The organism is Chelatococcus sp. KU-N122 (genome assembly GCF_055391085.1).
On the sequence record NZ_AP043981.1, the window covers coordinates 2,456,046 to 2,474,259 of the forward strand.

The 18,214-nt window shown below is 66.7% G+C and carries 16 protein-coding genes; 13 read left to right on the forward strand and 3 right to left on the reverse strand.

The annotated features are described in order from the left end of the window. The first annotated feature begins 42 nt into the window (after positions 1–42). The 5 genes from ACZ5PO_RS11035 (at position 43) to ACZ5PO_RS11055 (ending at position 6,124) form a co-directional block, all read left to right on the forward strand. Entirely contained in the window at positions 43–1,242 is a 1,200-nt protein-coding gene (locus tag ACZ5PO_RS11035) for an isochorismate synthase (protein WP_464193255.1), read from the forward strand. Then, the gene (locus ACZ5PO_RS11040) at positions 1,239–2,885 is read left to right on the forward strand and encodes a (2,3-dihydroxybenzoyl)adenylate synthase (RefSeq protein ID WP_464193258.1); all 1,647 of its coding nucleotides are present in this window, start codon (positions 1,239–1,241) and stop codon (positions 2,883–2,885) included. Before ACZ5PO_RS11035 ends, ACZ5PO_RS11040 begins: the two co-directional genes overlap by 4 nt. Then, the gene (locus ACZ5PO_RS11045; RefSeq protein ID WP_464193261.1) at positions 2,882–3,553 is read left to right on the forward strand and encodes an isochorismatase family protein; all 672 of its coding nucleotides are present in this window, start codon (positions 2,882–2,884) and stop codon (positions 3,551–3,553) included. Before ACZ5PO_RS11040 ends, ACZ5PO_RS11045 begins: the two co-directional genes overlap by 4 nt. A gap of 34 nt (positions 3,554–3,587) precedes the next feature. Continuing rightward, positions 3,588–4,349, forward strand: coding sequence for a 2,3-dihydro-2,3-dihydroxybenzoate dehydrogenase (locus ACZ5PO_RS11050; RefSeq protein WP_464193263.1), 762 nt, complete (start codon positions 3,588–3,590; stop codon positions 4,347–4,349). Positions 4,350–5,677: 1,328 nt separating this feature from the next. Then, a complete protein-coding gene (locus tag ACZ5PO_RS11055; RefSeq protein WP_464193266.1) occupies positions 5,678–6,124 on the forward strand; it encodes an RrF2 family transcriptional regulator in 447 nt (148 codons plus the stop codon). Here ACZ5PO_RS11055 and ACZ5PO_RS11060 read toward each other — a convergent pair whose 3' ends face one another. The 3 genes from ACZ5PO_RS11060 to ACZ5PO_RS11070 all read right to left on the reverse strand — a co-directional run bounded on the left by ACZ5PO_RS11060 (position 6,125) and on the right by ACZ5PO_RS11070 (position 9,590). Continuing rightward, entirely contained in the window at positions 6,125–6,484 is a 360-nt protein-coding gene (locus ACZ5PO_RS11060; RefSeq protein ID WP_464193268.1) for a rhodanese-like domain-containing protein, read from the reverse strand. Positions 6,485–6,640: 156 nt separating this feature from the next. Further along, the gene (locus ACZ5PO_RS11065; RefSeq protein WP_464193270.1) at positions 6,641–8,194 is read right to left on the reverse strand and encodes a class I adenylate-forming enzyme family protein; all 1,554 of its coding nucleotides are present in this window, start codon (positions 8,192–8,194) and stop codon (positions 6,641–6,643) included. A 58-nt stretch (positions 8,195–8,252) separates the two neighbouring features. Continuing rightward, positions 8,253–9,590, reverse strand: coding sequence for an LLM class flavin-dependent oxidoreductase (locus ACZ5PO_RS11070; protein WP_464193272.1), 1,338 nt, complete (start codon positions 9,588–9,590; stop codon positions 8,253–8,255). 151 nt (positions 9,591–9,741) lie between these two features. Between ACZ5PO_RS11070 and ACZ5PO_RS11075 the strand changes: the two genes are divergently transcribed. The 8 genes from ACZ5PO_RS11075 to ACZ5PO_RS11110 all read left to right on the forward strand — a co-directional run bounded on the left by ACZ5PO_RS11075 (position 9,742) and on the right by ACZ5PO_RS11110 (position 18,204). Continuing rightward, complete coding sequence (locus ACZ5PO_RS11075) at positions 9,742–10,905, forward strand: ABC transporter substrate-binding protein (RefSeq protein ID WP_464193274.1); 1,164 nt, start codon at positions 9,742–9,744, stop codon at positions 10,903–10,905. 29 nt (positions 10,906–10,934) lie between these two features. Next, complete coding sequence (locus ACZ5PO_RS11080; protein ID WP_464193276.1) at positions 10,935–11,801, forward strand: branched-chain amino acid ABC transporter permease; 867 nt, start codon at positions 10,935–10,937, stop codon at positions 11,799–11,801. A 5-nt stretch (positions 11,802–11,806) separates the two neighbouring features. After that, complete coding sequence (locus ACZ5PO_RS11085) at positions 11,807–12,787, forward strand: branched-chain amino acid ABC transporter permease (protein ID WP_464193278.1); 981 nt, start codon at positions 11,807–11,809, stop codon at positions 12,785–12,787. Then, positions 12,780–13,562 carry an ABC transporter ATP-binding protein gene (locus ACZ5PO_RS11090; RefSeq protein WP_464193280.1) on the forward strand — a complete coding sequence of 261 codons (783 nt, stop codon included), beginning with the start codon at positions 12,780–12,782 and terminating at the stop codon, positions 13,560–13,562. The genes ACZ5PO_RS11085 and ACZ5PO_RS11090 overlap by 8 nt, the downstream gene beginning before the upstream one ends. Then, the gene (locus ACZ5PO_RS11095) at positions 13,546–14,253 is read left to right on the forward strand and encodes an ABC transporter ATP-binding protein (protein ID WP_464193283.1); all 708 of its coding nucleotides are present in this window, start codon (positions 13,546–13,548) and stop codon (positions 14,251–14,253) included. Before ACZ5PO_RS11090 ends, ACZ5PO_RS11095 begins: the two co-directional genes overlap by 17 nt. Positions 14,254–14,483: 230 nt before the next feature. Beyond that, positions 14,484–15,428 carry a sulfonate ABC transporter substrate-binding protein gene (locus ACZ5PO_RS11100; protein ID WP_464193286.1) on the forward strand — a complete coding sequence of 315 codons (945 nt, stop codon included), beginning with the start codon at positions 14,484–14,486 and terminating at the stop codon, positions 15,426–15,428. A 110-nt stretch (positions 15,429–15,538) separates the two neighbouring features. Continuing rightward, positions 15,539–16,723, forward strand: coding sequence for an acyl-CoA dehydrogenase family protein (locus tag ACZ5PO_RS11105; RefSeq protein ID WP_464193288.1), 1,185 nt, complete (start codon positions 15,539–15,541; stop codon positions 16,721–16,723). Positions 16,724–16,749: 26 nt separating this feature from the next. Continuing rightward, positions 16,750–18,204, forward strand: coding sequence for an LLM class flavin-dependent oxidoreductase (locus ACZ5PO_RS11110; RefSeq protein ID WP_464193290.1), 1,455 nt, complete (start codon positions 16,750–16,752; stop codon positions 18,202–18,204). Positions 18,205–18,214 lie beyond the last annotated feature (10 nt).

Genomic DNA, 18,214 nt, shown 5'->3' on the forward strand with positions numbered 1-18,214 from the left:
CCCGCAGAGCATGGGCTCCGCGCGCCGGGCAGGAGACCGATCATGAGACTGTCGATCGAGGACGGCCGCGCCGTCCAGCGCACCAGGCGGATCGCTCAGGCGCCGCTGCCGGACGGCGATACCCTCATCAGCTTCCAGTCGCGCCGCGGGCTGCTGCGTGGCCTCGGCGGGCCGGCGCCGCTGCCGCGCGGGACCCACGCCACCATCGGCGAGCGCGTCGCCGCGTTCTTCCGGCAGGCTGGCCCGGAGGCGATCGTCGCCGGCGCGTTGCCGTTCGACCGTTCGGCCCACGACTGTCTCTGGCCCGTCCACCGCGCCGTGCGGAGCGCCGCCGAGGCGTCCGGGCGTCCGCGCCTCCCGGCTGGTCGCTGGCACATCCGCCACGAGCCCGATGCCGCCGGCTTCGCCGCCGCGGTCGCCCGCGCGCTGACGCTGATGGCCGGCGAGCCGACCTCGGACGACAGACTGGTCAAGATCGTGCTGTCGCGTAGCCTGGTGGCGGTTGCCGAGGAGCCGATCGATGTCGCTGCCCTGCTGCAGCGGCTGTCGGCCGACCCGGCGGTGACGGCGTTCCGGATGCCCCTGCCGGCCCGGAACGGCGCGCCGCGCAGCATGGTCGGCGCCACGCCCGAGCTGCTGCTCTCCAAGAGCCGAGGCCGCATCTTGTCCCATCCGCTCGCCGGCTCGGCGCGGCGGCAGGCCGACCTCGCCGCGGATGCGGCGGCGTCCGCGGCCCTCGGCCGCTCGGAGAAGGACCGCCGGGAGCACGCCCTCGTCGTCGAGTTCATCCTGGATACGCTGACGCCCTGGTGCCGTCGCCTGATCAGGCCCGAGGGCATGGCGCTGACGGCGACCAACAGCATGTGGCACCTCGGCACGCGGATCGAGGGCGAGTTGAAGGATGCGGACGCCTCCGCCGCCGCCCTGGCAGCGGCGCTCCACCCGACGCCGGCGGTCTGCGGCCTGCCGCGCGCCAAGGCGGCTCGCCTGATCGGCGAGCTGGAGGCCTACGACCGCGACTTCTACGCCGGCACGGTCGGCTGGTGCGATCGCCAGGGCGACGGCGCCTGGTACGTGACCATCCGCTGCGCCGAGATCAGCGGGCGCGAGGCGCGCCTCTATGCGGGCGCCGGCATCGTGCCCGGTTCCGACCCGTGGGCCGAAGCAGAGGAGACGAAGGCGAAGTACACCGCGCTCCTCACCGCCCTCGGCATCGATCTCGAGCGGGAGATCCGGTCATGAAGCCCGTGGAGCAGCGCTGGCCGGACGCGTTCGCCCGTCGCTATCGCGAGGCGGGCTACTGGCGGGGCGAGACCTTCCCGGCGTTCCTGCGCCGACGCGCGGAGCAGCGGCCCGACGCCATCGCCATCGTGGATGGCGGACGGCGCTGGAGCTATGCCGAGCTCAACCGCCGCGCCGAGGCGCACGCCGCAGGCCTGCTGGAGCTCGGGCTCCGTCCGGGGGAGCGTGTCGTCGTGCAGCTGCCCAATATTGCCGAGTTCTTCTCGGTGGTATTCGGCCTGTTCCGGGCCGGGCTCATTCCCGTCTACGCGCTGCCGGCGCATCGGCTCACGGAGATCGCCCACCTGGCCGAGCGCTCCGAGGCAGCCGCCTACATCGCGGCCGATCGAAACGCCGAGTTCGACTACCGAGGTCTCGCCCGCGCGCTGCAGGCACGGCAGCCGACACTGCGTCACGTCATCATCGTCGGCGAGGCGCAGGAGTTCACGGCGCTCGAGTCGTGCGTTGCCGGCGGCGCCTTGCCTGCCGATCCCGCATCGGCGTCGGTGGCGTTCCTGCAGATCTCCGGCGGCAGCACCGGACTGCCGAAGCTCATTCCCCGCACCCACGACGACTACATCTACAGCTTCCGTGCCAGCAACGAGATCTGCGGGATCACGGCGCAGAGCGTGTACCTCGTCGCCCTGCCTGCGGCGCACAACTTTCCCATGAGCTCGCCAGGCCACATGGGCACGCTCTACGCGGGCGGGCGCGTGGTGCTGAGCCCGGCGCCCAGTCCGGAGACGGCGTTTGCGCTGATCGCGCAGGAACGCGTCACCATCACCGGCCTCGTGCCGCCGCTCGCCCTGCTGTGGCTCAATGCGGCGCCGGCAGCCGCGCTCGACATCTCCAGCCTCGACGTGCTGCAGGTGGGCGGCGCCAAGCTCATCCCCGAGGTGGCGCGCCGCGTGCGGCCGACGCTCGGCTGCCAGCTCCAGCAGGTGTTCGGCATGGCGGAGGGCCTCGTCAACTATACGCGCCTCGACGATCCCGACGACGTCGTCATCAACACGCAAGGACGGCCCATCAGCCCCGACGACGAGGTCCTGGTGGTCGACGACCACGGCACCCCTGTGCCCGACGGGACGTCGGGCCATCTGATGACGCGCGGGCCGTACACCATACGCGCCTACCACGACGACCCCACGGCCAACCGGCGTGCCTTCTCCGACGACGGCTTCTACCGGACCGGCGACATCGTGCGCCGGCTGCCGGGCGGGTACATCGAGGTCCAGGGCCGCGCCGGCGATCACATCAACCGCGCCGGCGAGAAGATCTCCGCCGAGGAGGTCGAGGACCACCTGCTCGCCCATCCCGACGTGTTCGACGCCGCCATCGTATCCGTCCCCGATCCGGCGCTGGGCGAGCGGAGCTGCGCCGTCGTCATCCCGCGGCAGGCGAAGCTGACGGCCGCGACTTTGCGGGCATGGGTGCGCCGGCGCGGCGTCGCCGAATTCAAGGTGCCGGACCAGGTGGTGTTCGTCGATCGCTTCGCGACGACGGCAGCGGGCAAGGTCAGCCGCAAGGAGCTGCGCGCGCGGCTGCGCGACACGCTCCTGGTCCAGGCGAGCGAGCCCGTGCACGAAGAGGAGATGGCTCCATGACCGCGATCGCTCAGTCCAGCACGGAGGCCGCAGCCAAGGGGCTGCCCGGCATCGCTCCCTATCCGCTGCCCACCGCGGCCGAGATCCCGCCGGCGCGGGCCGCCTTCGTGCCGCAGCGCCAGCGGCTGGCGCTGCTGGTGCACGACATGCAGCGCTATTTCGTGCGCCCGTTCGCCGGCGACCAGCCGCCGATCGCGCCGGCGATCGCCAACATCGCGCGGCTGATCGCGCGGTGCCGGGAGGCGGACATTCCGGTCTTCTACACGGCACAGACCGTCAACCAGGACAGCCGCGACCGCGGCCTGCAGGCGGCGCTGTGGGGGCCGGGCATGAGCGATGAGCACGCCCACCAGCCGATCCTGCCCGAGCTTGCGCCGGGGCTGCGCGATCTCCGCCTCGTCAAGCACCGCTACAGCGCCTTCCAGCGCAGCAACCTGGAGGAGCTCATGCGGGCCCGCGGGCGCGACCAGCTCGCGGTCTGCGGCATCTACGCCCACATCGGCTGCCTGCTGACGACGGCGGACGCTTTCATGCGCGACATCGAGCCCTTTATGGTGGCCGATGCCGTCGCCGATTTCTCCCGGGAGAAGCACGACATGGCACTCGCCTACGTGGCGTCGGTCTGCGGCGTGCCGCTGACCACCGCCCAGCTCATCGGTGCGCCATGAGCGGCGCATCGGCAGGCCGATGGAGCCGGCTCTGATGCGGCCGAGCGGCATCGCGGGCAGGATCGCCTTTCTGACCGGCGCGGCGGGGGGCATAGGCGCCGCCGTCGTCGAGGCCCTGGCCGGCGAAGGAGCCCGCGTCGTGGCCACCGATATCGACGTGGCGGGGCAGCCCGTGCGCAGCGGCGTGAGGTACGCGGCGCTGGACGTCACCGACAGCGCCGCCGTTGACGCGCTGGTGGACGAGATCGAGGCCGGATGGGGGCCCATCGACATCGGCGTGAGCATCGCCGGGGTGCTCGCCACGGGGCTGGTCGCCGAGACCAGCGACGCGGCCTGGCAGCGAGTCTTCGCCATCAACAGCCAGGGCGTGTTTCATCTCGGCCGGGCCTTGGCGCGACGGATGACGCCGCGGCGCACCGGCAGCATCGTGACTGTCAGCTCCAACGCCGCCGGCATCCCCCGCCACGGCATGGCCGCCTACGCGGCCTCCAAGGCGGCCGCGACCATGTTCACGCGGTGCCTCGGGCTGGAGCTTGCGCCATTAGGCATCCGTTGCAACGTCGTGGCGCCCGGCTCGACGCTCACCCCCATGCAGACGGGCATGTGGACTGATGAGAACGGAGCGGCATCGGTCATCGCCGGCTCTCCCGCGACGTTCAAGGGAGGCATTCCCCTCGGCAAGCTGGCGATGCCGGAAGATATTGCCGACGCCGTGGTATTCTTGGCATCTGACCGCGCGGCCCACGTTACGATGGCCGATCTCTACGTCGATGGTGGTGCAACGCAGCGCGCATAAGCCGGTTCAGGAGCCCAACGCCTCGCATCGTCGGCGAGAGGCGCCTCGCTCTGTTGCTCCAGTCGGCGCTGCCGGTGGGCTTCGAGGTCAAAATTTCGTCCGCGGTCCAATGGCAGTTGCTATGCCGCCAACTTGAAGAGGATGGGGGACCAGGGTGTGGGGAACGACGGTACCGGTCCGGCGACTCGAACGCTCGACCCGACATTGGCAGCGGCTATAGTTACGCTGCGGCTCGAAAGGCAATCTGAGGCGGCGGTGGGTCTCTTCAAGCGCTTTCAGTTGTGCCGCTAGATCGGTCGTGCCGACCGCCTGCGCAGAGCCGTCCGCGCCAATGCCCAAGTTATGATTAAATCCAGCCCCCCGACTATCTTTAATCGCAATGGTTCCGCCTGCCGCCCGCACTGGTGGCGGTGAGCGCGGAGGTTATCGGTCACGCGGAAGCGGTCGCCAAGGGCCCGCTTCGGAGATCGCGTCTATGCCGTGGTAGCCCGGTGGTAGCCTACGCCGAATCTCGCCGATCCGCTCGGCGGGCGGAGCTCTATAAAACATTGAATAGGCGAGAGAATTTGGAGCGGGCGAAGGGATTCGAACCCTCGACCCCAACCTTGGCAAGGTTGGAACGCGGCGTGGCACAGCTATCCGGTCCGGCGTCGCTTCGTTAGCCTACCCGCCAGCTCGCGAACCTTACCGTTTCAGCGCCTGAAACGGTGAAACTCGGCTAAGTTGTTGGAAATAATGGCGAGCCCGAAAGGATTCGAACCTCTGACCCCCAGATTCGTAGTCAAGGGCCACTTTGAAGCCCAGTTCCACGCCGGCGAGCTCAGCCTGATCGGTCGCGAGCGGTAACGCCGCAGCGTTACGCCGTTCCAGCCGCTCGCTGCTGTCGACGATCTACTGGCCCGGAACCCACTTGTCGAGATCTTCTGGGGAGACGAGATCATCCATCCGTAGCCCTCCCCGGTGTCGGGTCGTTGGCGGCTAGGACATGAGCGGCCGGCGCGCCGCCGTACCCGCCGTGGCCGACCACAGTACCCCGCAAACTTCTCCTGCATCAGCGGAGACGTCCGATGCTCGCGCTCTCCTGGCGCCATCTCGCCCGCGCTGCCGAGAATCCGGCTTCCCGTTCGGCGTGGCCAGGCGTGCCGCGGCGCAGGCGGCCAATGTGCCGGGGGCCATGCGGCATTGCGGACGATTGGCCGGTCGATCGTCGGCGACGCGCTCTATCGGAGGTGGCAGCGGCAGGACCATCGCGGGCCTTACGCAGGGAGGCTTGCTGATAAAATAACACTTACCCTATATGGATAGTGCGTTTATAGGGTTGTTCGGTCATGCTGAGCAGGAAGGGCAAGTACGCGCTCAAGGCGCTGGTTCATCTCGCCGGGGCCGAGAATGGAGCCCTCGTCATGGCGAGTGATATCGCCACAGCGCGCCATATCCCGCGGAAGTTTCTGGAAGCCATTCTCTCCGATCTGCGCACCGGTGGTTTCGTCGTGAGCCGCAAGGGAAAATCGGGCGGATATCGCCTGGCCCGCCCCCCGGGCGAGATCACGGTCGGCTCGGTGGTGCGGGCGATCGACGGGCCCCTCGCCCCCATCGCTTGCGCCAGCCGATCCCGCTACGAGCCCTGCGACGACTGCGACGAAGCCAGTTGCGAAGTGCGCCATATCATGACCGAAGTTCGGCACGCGATCTGCGAGGTGCTGGATGAGCGCACGCTCGCCGATCTGCGTGCCCAGGCCTCGCTGGCGGCTTTCGTCGAGATCCCCTGTCCTTGATCAGGACGTCGGCTGCTCAGGCCGGCGGATAGGAAGGCCTTCGATGGCCGACAGCGCCCGGAAGCCTCCGTCGACATCGTAGAGGTCGGGCACGCCCAGCGTCTTGAGTACCTTGAGGTAGGCCTCCGAGCCGCCCTCGGTCGTGCAGAAGATGATGGCCAGCTGGCCGGGTCTTCGCTGAATACGCCGCCGCGATGTCGGGCTCAGCGCATCGACGATCTCGTTCTTGCCGATGATGAGGGCGCCCTCCAGCAGACCGTCACGGAGGCGCGAGGGCTCGGGGCGGATGTCGATGGCCACGGCACCCTCGGCCATCGCCTTGGTGGCCGCCTCAGCCGACAAACGGCTTTCGATGCCCATCCCTGTGGTCCTCTACTGCGTGCTTGCAACCAGACACGCGGAAGGTGAACCGTTCGGGCGCGGCTGTCCATCGCTGCCGGCGAGGCTGGCGGCGGCGAGAGGCTTCACGCGACGGATGCGCTGTCAGGCCGGCAGCCGCATGGGCGGCCGGGCAGGTCAATTGACCTGCCTGACCTTGCCCCTCCAGTACTTGGAGCGGACTTCGCGCTTGAGGACCTTGCCGACGGTGCTGCGCGGGAGCTGCTCCACGATCTCGACCCGCTTGGGAGCCTTCACGGAGCCGAGGCGCTCCTTGCAGAACGCGAGGATCTCCTCCGCGGAGGCTGTCTTGCCCGACAGCAGCTCGACCTCCGCTGCAACCATCTCGCCCCAGCGAGAATCGGGTATCCCGATCACGGCGCATTCGCGGACGGCGGGATGGCTGAGCAGGACCGCTTCGACCTCGATCGAGTAGACGTTGAACCCTCCCGAGATGATCATGTCCTTCTTGCGATCGACGATATAGAAATAGCCCTCCGCATCGCGGTAGCCGATGTCCCCAGTGAGGTGCCAGCCGTTCACCGAGACTTCGGCGGTCGCCGCCTCGTTCTTGTAGTATCCCAGCATTACGCTGGTGCCCCGCACCGCGATTTCGCCAATCTCGCCCATGGGTGCGACCTCACCGTCGCGGATGACCTCGACGCGGCAGAACGGGGTTGCCCGTCCGCAGCTCAGCAGGCGCTCGGGCGAGGCGACACGGCCGTCCTGGAGATGGTCGTCTGGCGATAGGAACGTGTTGGGAAACGACGTTTCCGATTGGCCGTAGATCTGGCAGAGCGTCGGCCCGAAGATGCCGATCGCCTTGCGTACCTTCTCAGGCGCCATGGGGGCGCCCCCATAGATCACATAGCGCAGCGACGCGTAGTCGTGCTGGCCGATGTCGGGATGGTCGATCAGGTCGTAGAGCAGCGTCGGAGGCAGGAAGGTGTGGGTCACGCCGTAGCGCGGGATCGCCTCCAGCAGCCGCGCATGATCCACCGTCGGCATGATGACGACCAGGCCGCCGTTCACGAACGTGGTCTGGACGAGGTAGCCTGCTGCGTGCGTCACCGGCGCGACGGCCAGGAACACCATCCGCTCCTTGCATGGAGCCAGCGCCATCATGTTGGTGACGTGGCTCTCGATGCTGCGGTTGGCGAGCATCACACCCTTGGGTTGGCCCGTGGTGCCGCCTGTCGGCAGGATCTGGTAGATGCGGTCTCCGTCATGGGGCAGCTCGAACCATGTCTCTCCGTGCTCCGCGATCCACGCCTGGAGCGACACGCAGCCCGCAACCTCGTCGAGACAGACGAAATCGCGAATACGAGGGGCAAGCGCCGCGATGGTCGGGATGGCGGATAGAAACTCCTCCTTGAAGAACACGATGTCGCAATCGAGCGCGGCCAGCGTACGCCCGTTCTCCTCCGGCGTGTTGCGCGCGTTGACGGGGATCGGCGCAACCCCGAGCCTCAACAGGGACAGGAAGACGGTCAGGGCCGTGCCGTTGTTGTAGCTGAGGACGGCGGCCTTGGAGTGAATGCCGTGGCCGCGGGCCTTCAGGGCGTCGGCGATGCGGAGCGTGAGGCCTCGCACCTGCGCGTAGGTGAAGCGCTCGCCCGACGACGCGTCGACCATGCACTCGGCATCGGGCCCGAGGCTCCAGCCTCTCTCGAAGTAGTCAATGCCGTTCATACGGTGTTCCGAGCAACAACGGGCGCAATTTCCGCTCGCGCGGCTGCACCGGGCGATCTCAACGGGAGGGCGGGCGCGGAATGCGAAGGTGATCGCGCAGCGTCGTGCCTTCGTAGTCCAGGCGGAAGCGGCCGCGCCTCTGCAGCTCCGGGATGGCGAGGCGGACGAAGTCCTCGATTCCACCGGGAAAGAACGGGATCTGGATCATGAAGCCATCGCAGGCATGGGAATCGTACCATTCCTCCAGCCGATCGACGACCTGTTCGGGATCGCCGATGAAGTCGCGCAACGTGCCGATGCCGTAACGCTTGCCCAGCTCCGCAAGGGTCAGGCCGAGTTTGCGCGTGAGCTGGGACACCTCGTCGTAGTGGCCCTGGATGCCGGGAACATCCAGCTCCGGCAGGATCTCGTCATGCGGGAACTTCGAGAGATCGACGTCGAGGTGATAGGCGAGAGTGGAGAGCCCGCCCAGCATCGGCATCAGCTCGACGAGCAGCCTGTCGTGTTCCCTGGCGATGGTTTCGGTTTCGGCGACCACCGGCACGATGCCCGGCAGGATCTTGATATCGTCCGGGTTCCGCCCGAAGCCGCGGGCCCGGGCCTTGATGTCGGCGTAGAACTCCTGCGCCGCCTCGAGCGACGAGTGGTTGACGAAGATGATGTCCGCCCACCGCGCCGAGAAATCTCGCCCCCGATGAGAGGCGCCGGCCTGAGCGAAGACGGGACGCCCTTGCGGCGGGCGGCTGATGTTGAGAGGCCCCTTGACCTGGAACCATTTCCCCTGGTGGTCGATGGGGGCGACCTTGGCCGGGTCGGCGAAGAGCGGCGTCTCCCGGTCGTAGACGACCGCGCCGTCCTCCCAGCTGTCCCACAGCTTGCAGACGACCCCGACGAACTCGTCCGCTCGCTCGTAGCGGTCGGCACGCGGGAAGTGATTGGTCCGCCCGTAGTTCGCCGCCTCCGCGTTCATGATCGAGGTCACGATGTTCCAGCCGGCGCGGCCACCGCTCAGGTGGTCGAGGGTGGCGAGCTTGCGCGCGACCGCATAGGGCTCGAAATACGATGTCGAGATGGTTCCCGTGAGACCCAGGCGCTCCGTCGTGATGGCCATGGCCGAAAGCACCACGAGCGGATCGAGACGCAGCGAGCCCAACGCGCCGTATCTGATCTGCGCGTCGGTGCTGCCGCCGTAGGTATCGGCCACGGCCTGCACGTCGGGAAAAAAGACCAGGTCGAACTTGCCTTCTTCCAGAATTCGGCCGAGCTTCGCGTAGTACTTTGCCTCCAGAATGTTCTTATCGGCCGTCGGATAACGCCATGAGCCAAAATTACCCATGACGGGACCGGCGATCGCGAACGCACCGAGATGCATCGTATCGTTGCGTTTCTTTCTCATTTTTGCCTCTGACATAGTTATTTAATCTCAATTGTCCGTTGCGCCCTCGATCGGACATCGGATCAATTCAAACTGTGCTTGACAACCACGGTGCGTCGCGTTAGCGATCCAATAACCTATCAAGTTGATAGATATAAGAGGATATGTAGGAATGACGCAAGGGTCGAAGGTGACCTCCGCCATGGCCGGTGTCGTGCTGTTGCTGGTGCCGTCCATGGCCGCAGCGGCCGAAACGATAAAGATCGGCTCGAGCGTGGCGCTGACCGGACCGGCGGCGTTCCTCGGGCAGGATGAGAAATTCGCTCAGGAGATCGCCGTCGAGGAGATCAACGCGGCGGGCGGAATCGGCGGCAAGAAGGTTGAGTTGATCACCTACGACTCCGAGAGCCAGACCGCCAAGGGCCTGGCGGCGGTTCGCCGCCTGATTTCCCAGGACAGGGTCGATTTCGTTGCGAGCAATGGCGGCACGAGCGGCATCGATCTTGCTACCGGTCCCGTGCTCAACGCAGCCAAGATCCCGACGATTTCGATCTCGGGGGCCGCCGACATTGTATATCCGGTCGACGACAGCCGGAAATGGCTGTTCAAGAGCACGCTCGACGACGAACAGTGCTTCGACAGGCTGGCCGACTACTTCAAGAAGAAGGGCGTCACCAAGGTCGCGCTCGTTTATGATACCAGCGGCTTCGGGCAGTCGGCCGCCGACGTGGTCAAGCGCAACGCCGCGAAGTATGGCTGGGAGGTCTCCTACGAGCCCTTCACGCCGACGGATACCGACCTTACCCCGCAGTTGACCCGTGCCAAGAACAACGGCGTGCAGGCGCTCGTGGCCTGGACGGCGACGCCGGCCGGCGTCATCTTCATCAAGCAAGCCAAGCAGCTCGGCCTGGGGGACCGCACGCTCGTGCACGGCTTCGGCTTCGTCGCGCAACGCTACCTGGATCTAGCGGGCGACGCCGTCGAGGGGCTTCTGCTCGTTTCCGGCAAGTTCGTCGTGGGCGACGACCTGCCGGACGGCGATCGGTCGAAAAAGCCGATCCAGGAGCTGACCGAGAAGTTCAAGGCCAAGCACGGCCGGGCGCCGAGCTTCTATGTGGCGCAGGCCTACGACTCCATCCTGCTCGCGTCCAAAGCCCTGAAGGCGGGCGGGGACGACAAGGAGAAGGTGCGCAGCGCGCTCGAAACCACGACAAACTTTCCGGCCGTCGGCGGTGTCTTCAACTTCTCCCCGACCCGCCATTCGGGCCTGTCGAAGGACGATCTCGTGATCATCACCTACGGCAAGGGAGGCTTCCGACTCGTCGACTATAAGTGACCGGCAAACCTGGCGACGAGAGCCCGGACATGATCGAGATCATCATCGGCGGGATCGGGACGGGGAGCATCTATGCGCTGATCGCCGTCGGCTTCAACATCATCTTCAAGAGCACCGACGCGCTGAATTTCACGCAGGGCGAATGGGTGATGCTGGGGGGCATGATCGCCGCCTTCTCCCTGCAGCACGGCATTCCTCTCGTCTGGATTGCCTGCGTGCTCGCGGCCCTTGCGGTGGCACTGGTGGGCGGAGTGTCGGAGCGCATCGCCATCCGGCCGATCCGCCACCGCTCGCCGCTGGCGATCACGTTGGTCTCGGTCGGCCTGTCGCTCGTGACGAAGAGCCTCGTCATGCTGACGATCGGCAAGGACCCGCAGGGCTACGGCGGCCTCTCCGAACCCAGCCTGGTCAAGCTGTTCGGGGTCAATATCCCGACCCAGATCTTCTGGGTGCTGGGCGTCACCTCCGTCCTCATGGTGGCGACGCACCTCTTCTTCGAGAAGACCAGATTCGGCATCGCCATGAAGGCGACCGCCGCTGACCCGAAGGCAGCGACGCTGGTCGGGATCAACAACCACTACGTCGTCGCCGCGTCCTTCATCCTGGCCGCGCTGTTCGGCGGGGTCGCCGGCGCCATCATCACACCGCTGACGCTCATGACTTACGACAGCGGCGCGATCCTCGGCTTCAAGGGCTTCAGCGCGGCCATGCTCGGCGGCCTCGGCAGCCTCTACGGCGCGGTGTTCGGCGGCCTGCTGCTGGGGCTGATGGAAGGGCTGGTCTCCGGCTACGTCACGAGCCAGTTCAAGGACGCGGTCTCGTTCCTGGTGCTGCTGGCGGTTCTCGTCGCGCGGCCCCAGGGCCTGCTGGGCCGGCCGCAGGTCACGAAGGTATAGCGAAAGTGGTCAAGTTCGCGCGATCTGCCGCCGGCGGGGACCGGGATTGCAACTATCTCCTCCTGGCGGCCGCCTGGGTTCTGCTGGCATTGTTGCCGCATCTGTCCCCCAACGACTACATCACGAGCCTGGGCTCCACCTTCTTCATCAACGTCCTGCTCATCGCGAGCCTCAACCTGCTGGTAGGCATCTCGGGCCAGATTTCGCTCGCCCATGCCGCCTTCTACGGTCTCGGCGCGTACGCCAGCGGCATCCTGTCGGCACGCTATGGCGTCTCACCGTGGCTCTCCACCATCGCCGCGATCGCAGTGGCGGCGGCCGTTGCCGCCGTGGTCGGCCTGCCGACGCTGCGCGCACGCGGGCACTACCTCGCCATGGCGACGGTCGGGCTCAATGTGATCATGTCCACCCTGTTCGTCGGCCTGGTGGGCCTCACGGGCGGCCCGAACGGGCTTGGCGGCATACCCTCCTATGCGATCCTCGGCCGGAGCCTCGGCGACGCCGATGGGTTCTTCTATGTCGCCTGGACCGTCAGCGGTCTCGTGATGCTGGGCCTGCTCAACCTGGTCCGCTCGCGGGCTGGTCTGGGGTTGCGGGCGCTCGGCATCAGCGACATTGCGGCCTCCTCCATCGGCGTGCCCGTGTTCCGCTACAAGCTCATCGCCTTTTCCCTGAGCGCGTCGATCGCCGGCCTGGCGGGCGCCCTCTACGCGCACCAGAACAACTACACGACGCCGGAGACGTTTTCGTTCTTCACCTCCGTGCTGCTCCTCGTCATGGCCGCCGTCGGCGGGCTCGGACACTACTGGGGCGGCTTCCTCGGCGCGCTGCTGTTCACCGCCGTTCCCGAGCTGACGCGCTCTCTGGAGGACCTGGAGCTGCTCATTTTCGGGATCCTGATGATCGTCGTCGTCGGCTTCCTTCCGGGCGGGCTGGCGGCCGGGCTGTCGCAGCTTGCCGGGCGTTTGAGAACTCGTCATGGCTAGCATCCTGGAGGTGAGGGGGCTGAGCCAGGGGTTCGGTGGCCTGCAGGCGCTGAGCGGCGTGTCGTTCACCGTGAGGACCGGTGAGATCAAATCGATCATCGGGCCGAACGGCGCCGGCAAGACCACGCTGTTCAACATCCTGACGGGCATCATCCCGACACAGGCCGGGCACATCTCCTTCGACGGCGAGTCCATCGAAACCATGCCGATCCATCGCCGGGTGGCGCGCGGCATGGCGCGGACGTTCCAGAACCTGCAGACCTTCTCCGAACTCACCGTGCTCGACAACGTGATCGCCGGCCGCCACATCCGCACGCGATCGGGCTTTGTGAGGGGATGGCTCGCCACCCCCTTCGCCCGCCGGGAGCGGGCGCAGGACAGGGCGCTGGCCTACGAGATACTGGACCGGCTAGGTCTTGCGCAGCGCGCCAACATCAAAGCCGGAACATTGAGCTATGGCGAGGCGAAGATCCTCGACATCGCGCGGGCAATGGCGACGGAGCCCAAGCTGCTGCTCCTCGACGAGCCGATGGCGGGCCTGCCCTCCGACGTCGTCCGCCTCGTGTCGGACATCATCCTGTCGCTCAACCGGGCGGGCGTCTCGATCCTGCTGGTCGAGCACAACGTCCGCGTCGTGATGGAGCTGTCGCACGACGTGCTCGTCGTCAACAACGGCACGCGGATCGCGGAGGGAACACCCGACGAGGTCCGCAACAACCAGGCCGTCATCGATGCCTATCTCGGAGAGGCAGCCGACATTGCTCCTGACCATTGACGGCCTGAACGCATCGATCGGTGCGAGCCATATCCTCCACGATATCGCGCTCGAGGTGGACGCCGGCGAAGCCGTCTGCCTCATCGGCGCGAACGGGGCTGGCAAGTCGACCATCATGCATGCCATCTCGGGCTTCCTGAGGCCGGTCAAGGGCCGCATCCGGTTCGACGGCACCGACATCGCGTCCGTCCCAGCCAACGCCATCGTCAGGCGCGGCCTCTCGCTCGTGCCCGAGGGACGGCGCGTGTTCTCGCCCCTCACGGTGCGTGAGAACCTCACCGTGGGCGCTTTCACGCGTGCTGATTCGGCGGCGGTCGGCCGGGATTTCGATTGGGTGCTCAGCATCTTCCCGCAGCTGAGGGAGCGTCTTGCTCAGAAAGCGGGAACATTGTCCGGCGGTGAGCAGCAGATGCTCGCCATCGGGCGGGCGCTGATGAGCAAGCCCAGGCTCCTCTTGCTCGACGAGCCCTCTCTCGGTTTGGCGCCCAAGATCATAACCGAGATCTTCAGGAAGATTGCCGAGCTCAGCCGGGAGGGGACCGGTGTGCTCATCGCCGAGCAGAACGCGATGATGGCGCTGAATATCTCGACACGAGGCTACCTGGTGAGCGACGGCAAGGTGGCGCTCTGCGGCGATACCGAGTCCCTCAGGCAGAACGACGACATCAAGCGGATCTACCTCGGCGTCTGAGCCGCGCCGCGCCTCGATCGGGGAGCGGGGGGACAGGTGGTCGGAGACATGAGTGCCGCAACCGGCCGTTTGAGCGAGCGGGGAGGGACACCTGTCGGAATGCAATTCTTGTCTGCGCATCAAAAGCAAGAATTTTATCTAATAAGTAAAAAACTATAGACGTTACGTCTATTGACCTGAAGCGCCGGAACTCCGACCGTTCGCCCTGTTCGAGGAGGGGCAAGACGGACATGACGCTTACGAGACGAGGTTGGCTCGCCGGAACGGTCGCGACGTTGGCATTGGCGCCCCGGGCCCGGGCCGCGGAGATCAAGGAATTCCGGATCGGCTTTCAGAAGAGCGGCGTATTCGTCGTTGCCCGGCGCGAGAAGGTGTTCGAGACGAGGCTGAAGGAGTTCGGCATCCAGAACGTCAAATGGACCGAGTTCCAGTATGGTCCGCCGCTTCTGGAAGCGCTCGGGATAGGCTCGGTCGACATCGGCGTCACCGGGGATACGCCGCCGATCTTTGCGCAGGCGGCGGGCGCCAACATCGTCTATGCCGCGGCGATCGCCGGAACGGAACAAGCCATTCTGGTGCCGCAGGACTCGCCGATCCGCACGTTGCCGGAGCTGAAAGGCAAGAAGATCGCGGTCGCGAAAGGGTCGAATTCGCACAACTTCACCGTTCAGGCCCTGGCCAAGGCCGGCCTTGCCTTCGGCGACATCACGCCGGCCTATCTCAGCCCGGCCGACGCGGCCGCCGCGTTCTCCCGCGGCAGCGTCGATGCCTGGACGATCTGGGATCCGTATTTTGCCATCGCCGAGGAAGGACAGAAGGCTCGGATCCTCACGACGACGAAGGGCATCGTCGACGGTCACAGCTTCTATCTCGCCAACAAGACGTTCGCCGCGGAGCATCCGCAGGTGCTGGCGGCGGCGCTCGACGAGCTGGCGAAGCTCACGGTCTGGGCCGACGCCCATCGCGACGAGGTCTCGCAGGCTCTGGCCGAGGTGACGGGCCTCGACAAGGCCATCTTGAGAAAAGCCGCCGACCGCGCCGGCTATACCTTCGAGCCCATCGACGCGAAAATCGTGGCGCAGCAGCAAGCTATCGCCGACACGTTCCATCAGCTTGGCCTCATCCCGAAGCCGGTCGCCGTCCAGGACGCAGTGTGGGTCCCGCCGCGGACCTGACGCGGCGTGTCAGCGGCCGAGGATTTCGGGCCGCAACGGGCCGCTCGACCAAGTGTTTCGCCCGGGCGTCATCGACCTGGCGTGTCCGGACATCGCATCAAGACGCCATCATGACCCTGTCCAATCCTTCATCCGACATCCACCTGAAGACGGCAGAGGATGTGGCAGTGAGGCTCGCTCCAGATGCGGTCGAGCGCGACGGGGCCGGCGGCGTGCCGCTGGCCCAGCTCGAGCTGCTGCGCGGCAGCGGGCTTCTCAGCCTCATCGTTCCCGCCGCCCAGGGTGGCGGCGGGGTTGCGTGGTCGACCCTGCTGACGGTCGTTCGCCGGATCGCCCGCGCGGACGCGGCCATCGCGCATCTTCTCGGCTATCACTACATTGCCGTAGTCTCCCCCGCTTTCCGCTCGCACCGGCAGCACGAAGACTTCTACTACCGGCTGTCCAGCGATCCGCGCATCTTCTGGGGTAATGCCGTCAACGCCGCCTCGCGCAGCCTGAAGGGTGTCCGCCAGGACGACGGCAGCTATGTGCTGAACGGCTGGCGACCTTACAGCACGGGAGCGTCGGGCTCCGACCATCTCATCATCTCCTGGGAGGACGCGGCGGACGAGGTGCTTCATTTCGGCGCCATTCCGACCCGCCGGCCGGGCGTGACGGTCAAGGACGATTGGGATTCCTTCGGCCAGCGGCAAACGGGCAGCGGCACGACGACCTTCGAGAACGTGCGGGTGTCCGCCGACGAGGTACTCGATGCCGGCGCCAACGAGAACCGTCCCTTCGGCACCATCGGCGCCATCCTCTCCCAGAGCGTGCTTCTCAACATCTTCGTCGGCGTGGCCGAAGGCGCGCTCGAGGCCGCCCGCGACTACACCCGGACGAGCGCGCGTCCCTGGGTTACCTCCGGGGTCGAGCAGGCCGTCGACGACCCCGGCATCCAGCGGCAATTCGGCGAATTGCTGATCCAGGTCCTGGCCGCGGAAGGTCTCGCCGACCGGGCGCTTGCTGGGCTCGACAAGGCCTGGGCCGAGGGACGGGCGCTGACGGACCGGACGCGCGGCGAGACGGCCGTGATCGTCGCGGCGGCGAATGTGCACGCCGGCAATACGGCCGTCGAGGTCACCAACCGAATATTCGAAGTCACGGGTACGCGCTCGACGACAAGGACGCTCGGGCTCGACCGGTTCTGGCGCAACGTCCGGGTGCACACGCTGCACAATCCCGCGGAGTACAAGCTGCGCAATGTCGGCCGATGGTATGCGACCGGCGCCTACCCTGAGCCCGGCCACTACGCCTGATCGAGCAGTACGAGGAAGACGAGACGATGAGCCGTGAAAGCCATGACGAGGCCGCCGAGCAGCCGTTCGTCAAGAAGCCGTTCGTGCTGAACGGATTTGCCATGTTCGTCGTCGGGCATCTGTCCGCCGGCCTGTGGCGGCACCCCGACGACAGGGCGCGCCACTATACGAGCCTGGACTATTGGATCGACCTGGCTCGCCTTCTGGACGAAGGCGGGTTCGACAGCCTGTTTCTCGCCGACGCGCTCGGCCACCTCGATGTCTACCGGGGCACGGCCGATGCCTCGCTAAGGACCGCGGCGCAATCGCCGGTGCACGATCCGCTGCTGCTGGTGTCGGCGCTGGCTGCGGCAACCAAGCACCTCGGCTTCGGCATCACCGTGTCCACCACCTACGAGCAGCCCTATCTGCTGGCGCGCAAGTTCACCACGCTCGATCATCTGACCAAGGGCCGCATCGCCTGGAACATCGTCACGTCGATGCTGGAATCGGCGGCGAAGAATCTCGGGCTGCCGCAGCAGATCGATCACGACCGGCGCTACGACCGCGCCCAGGAATTCCTCGACGTGACCTACAAGCTGTGGGAGGGTTCCTGGGAGGACGACGCGGTCGTCTGCGACGCGGCGGCCGGAATCTTCACGGATCCGGCAAAGGTGCATCCGATCGGCCATTTCGGAGAGCACTATACGGTTCCCGGAGCGCACCTGTCCGAGCCCAGCCCGCAGCGCACGCCCGTGCTGTTCCAGGCGGGCACCTCCACCCGCGGCCGCACATTCGCGGCCCACAACGCGGAAGTCATCTTCCTCGCCGGCACCAATGTCGCTGCGCTGAAGCGGTCCGTCGAGTCGATCCGCACGCAGGCCGCGGCCCTCGGACGGTCGCCCGATTCGATCAAGTTCATCGCCGGCGCGACGGTGGTCACGGCGGCGACGGAGGCGGAGGCCCAGGCGAAGTACGCCGACCTCGCGTCGTACGCGGATATCGATGCCGCCCTGGCGCTCTTCTCGGCCTGGACTGGTGTCGACTGGTCACAGTACCCGCTCGACCATCCGCTCGAATATATCGAGACGAACGCCAGCCGGTCGCTGCTGTCGACGCTGACCAGCATCGATGCGGAGCACACGTGGACGGTCCGCAGCGTCGCCGAGTATATCGGCGTCGGCGGCTTGCATCCGACCATCGTCGGTGCGCCGGCGACGGTGGCGGACGAATTGGAACGCATCGTCGACGAGGCCGGAATCGACGGCTTCAACATCGCCTATGCGATCAGCCCGGGCTCGTTCGCCGATTTCGTCGAGTTCGTCGTTCCGGAGCTGCGCAGGCGCGGCCGCATCCGGGAGCGCGGCGCCGAGCCCGTCACCTTGCGCGAGCGGCTGCAAGGCGCGGGCCAGACGCGGCTTCGCGACGACCACCCGGGCGCCGGGGCGCGCGATCGCTCCTCGTGGGGCAAGGCGCCGACAGCCGTACGACGCGCATCATAGCGGCAGGGAC

Bases quoted from the DNA above. Each gene is read 5' to 3' on its own strand.
- ACZ5PO_RS11065 (WP_464193270.1), bottom strand. From the start codon at position 8,194: ATGAACGGCATTGACTACTTCGAGAGAGGCTGGAGCCTCGGGCCCGAT.
- ACZ5PO_RS11050 (WP_464193263.1), top strand. From the start codon at position 3,588: ATGCGGCCGAGCGGCATCGCGGGCAGGATCGCCTTTCTGACCGGCGCG.
- ACZ5PO_RS11040 (WP_464193258.1), top strand. From the start codon at position 1,239: ATGAAGCCCGTGGAGCAGCGCTGGCCGGACGCGTTCGCCCGTCGCTAT.
- ACZ5PO_RS11080 (WP_464193276.1), top strand. From the start codon at position 10,935: ATGATCGAGATCATCATCGGCGGGATCGGGACGGGGAGCATCTATGCG.
- ACZ5PO_RS11055 (WP_464193266.1), top strand. From the start codon at position 5,678: ATGCTGAGCAGGAAGGGCAAGTACGCGCTCAAGGCGCTGGTTCATCTC.
- ACZ5PO_RS11070 (WP_464193272.1), bottom strand. From the start codon at position 9,590: ATGAGAAAGAAACGCAACGATACGATGCATCTCGGTGCGTTCGCGATC.
- ACZ5PO_RS11060 (WP_464193268.1), bottom strand. From the start codon at position 6,484: ATGGGCATCGAAAGCCGTTTGTCGGCTGAGGCGGCCACCAAGGCGATG.
- ACZ5PO_RS11075 (WP_464193274.1), top strand. From the start codon at position 9,742: ATGACGCAAGGGTCGAAGGTGACCTCCGCCATGGCCGGTGTCGTGCTG.
- ACZ5PO_RS11090 (WP_464193280.1), top strand. From the start codon at position 12,780: ATGGCTAGCATCCTGGAGGTGAGGGGGCTGAGCCAGGGGTTCGGTGGC.
- ACZ5PO_RS11035 (WP_464193255.1), top strand. From the start codon at position 43: ATGAGACTGTCGATCGAGGACGGCCGCGCCGTCCAGCGCACCAGGCGG.
- ACZ5PO_RS11105 (WP_464193288.1), top strand. From the start codon at position 15,539: ATGACCCTGTCCAATCCTTCATCCGACATCCACCTGAAGACGGCAGAG.
- ACZ5PO_RS11045 (WP_464193261.1), top strand. From the start codon at position 2,882: ATGACCGCGATCGCTCAGTCCAGCACGGAGGCCGCAGCCAAGGGGCTG.
- ACZ5PO_RS11100 (WP_464193286.1), top strand. From the start codon at position 14,484: ATGACGCTTACGAGACGAGGTTGGCTCGCCGGAACGGTCGCGACGTTG.
- ACZ5PO_RS11110 (WP_464193290.1), top strand. From the start codon at position 16,750: ATGAGCCGTGAAAGCCATGACGAGGCCGCCGAGCAGCCGTTCGTCAAG.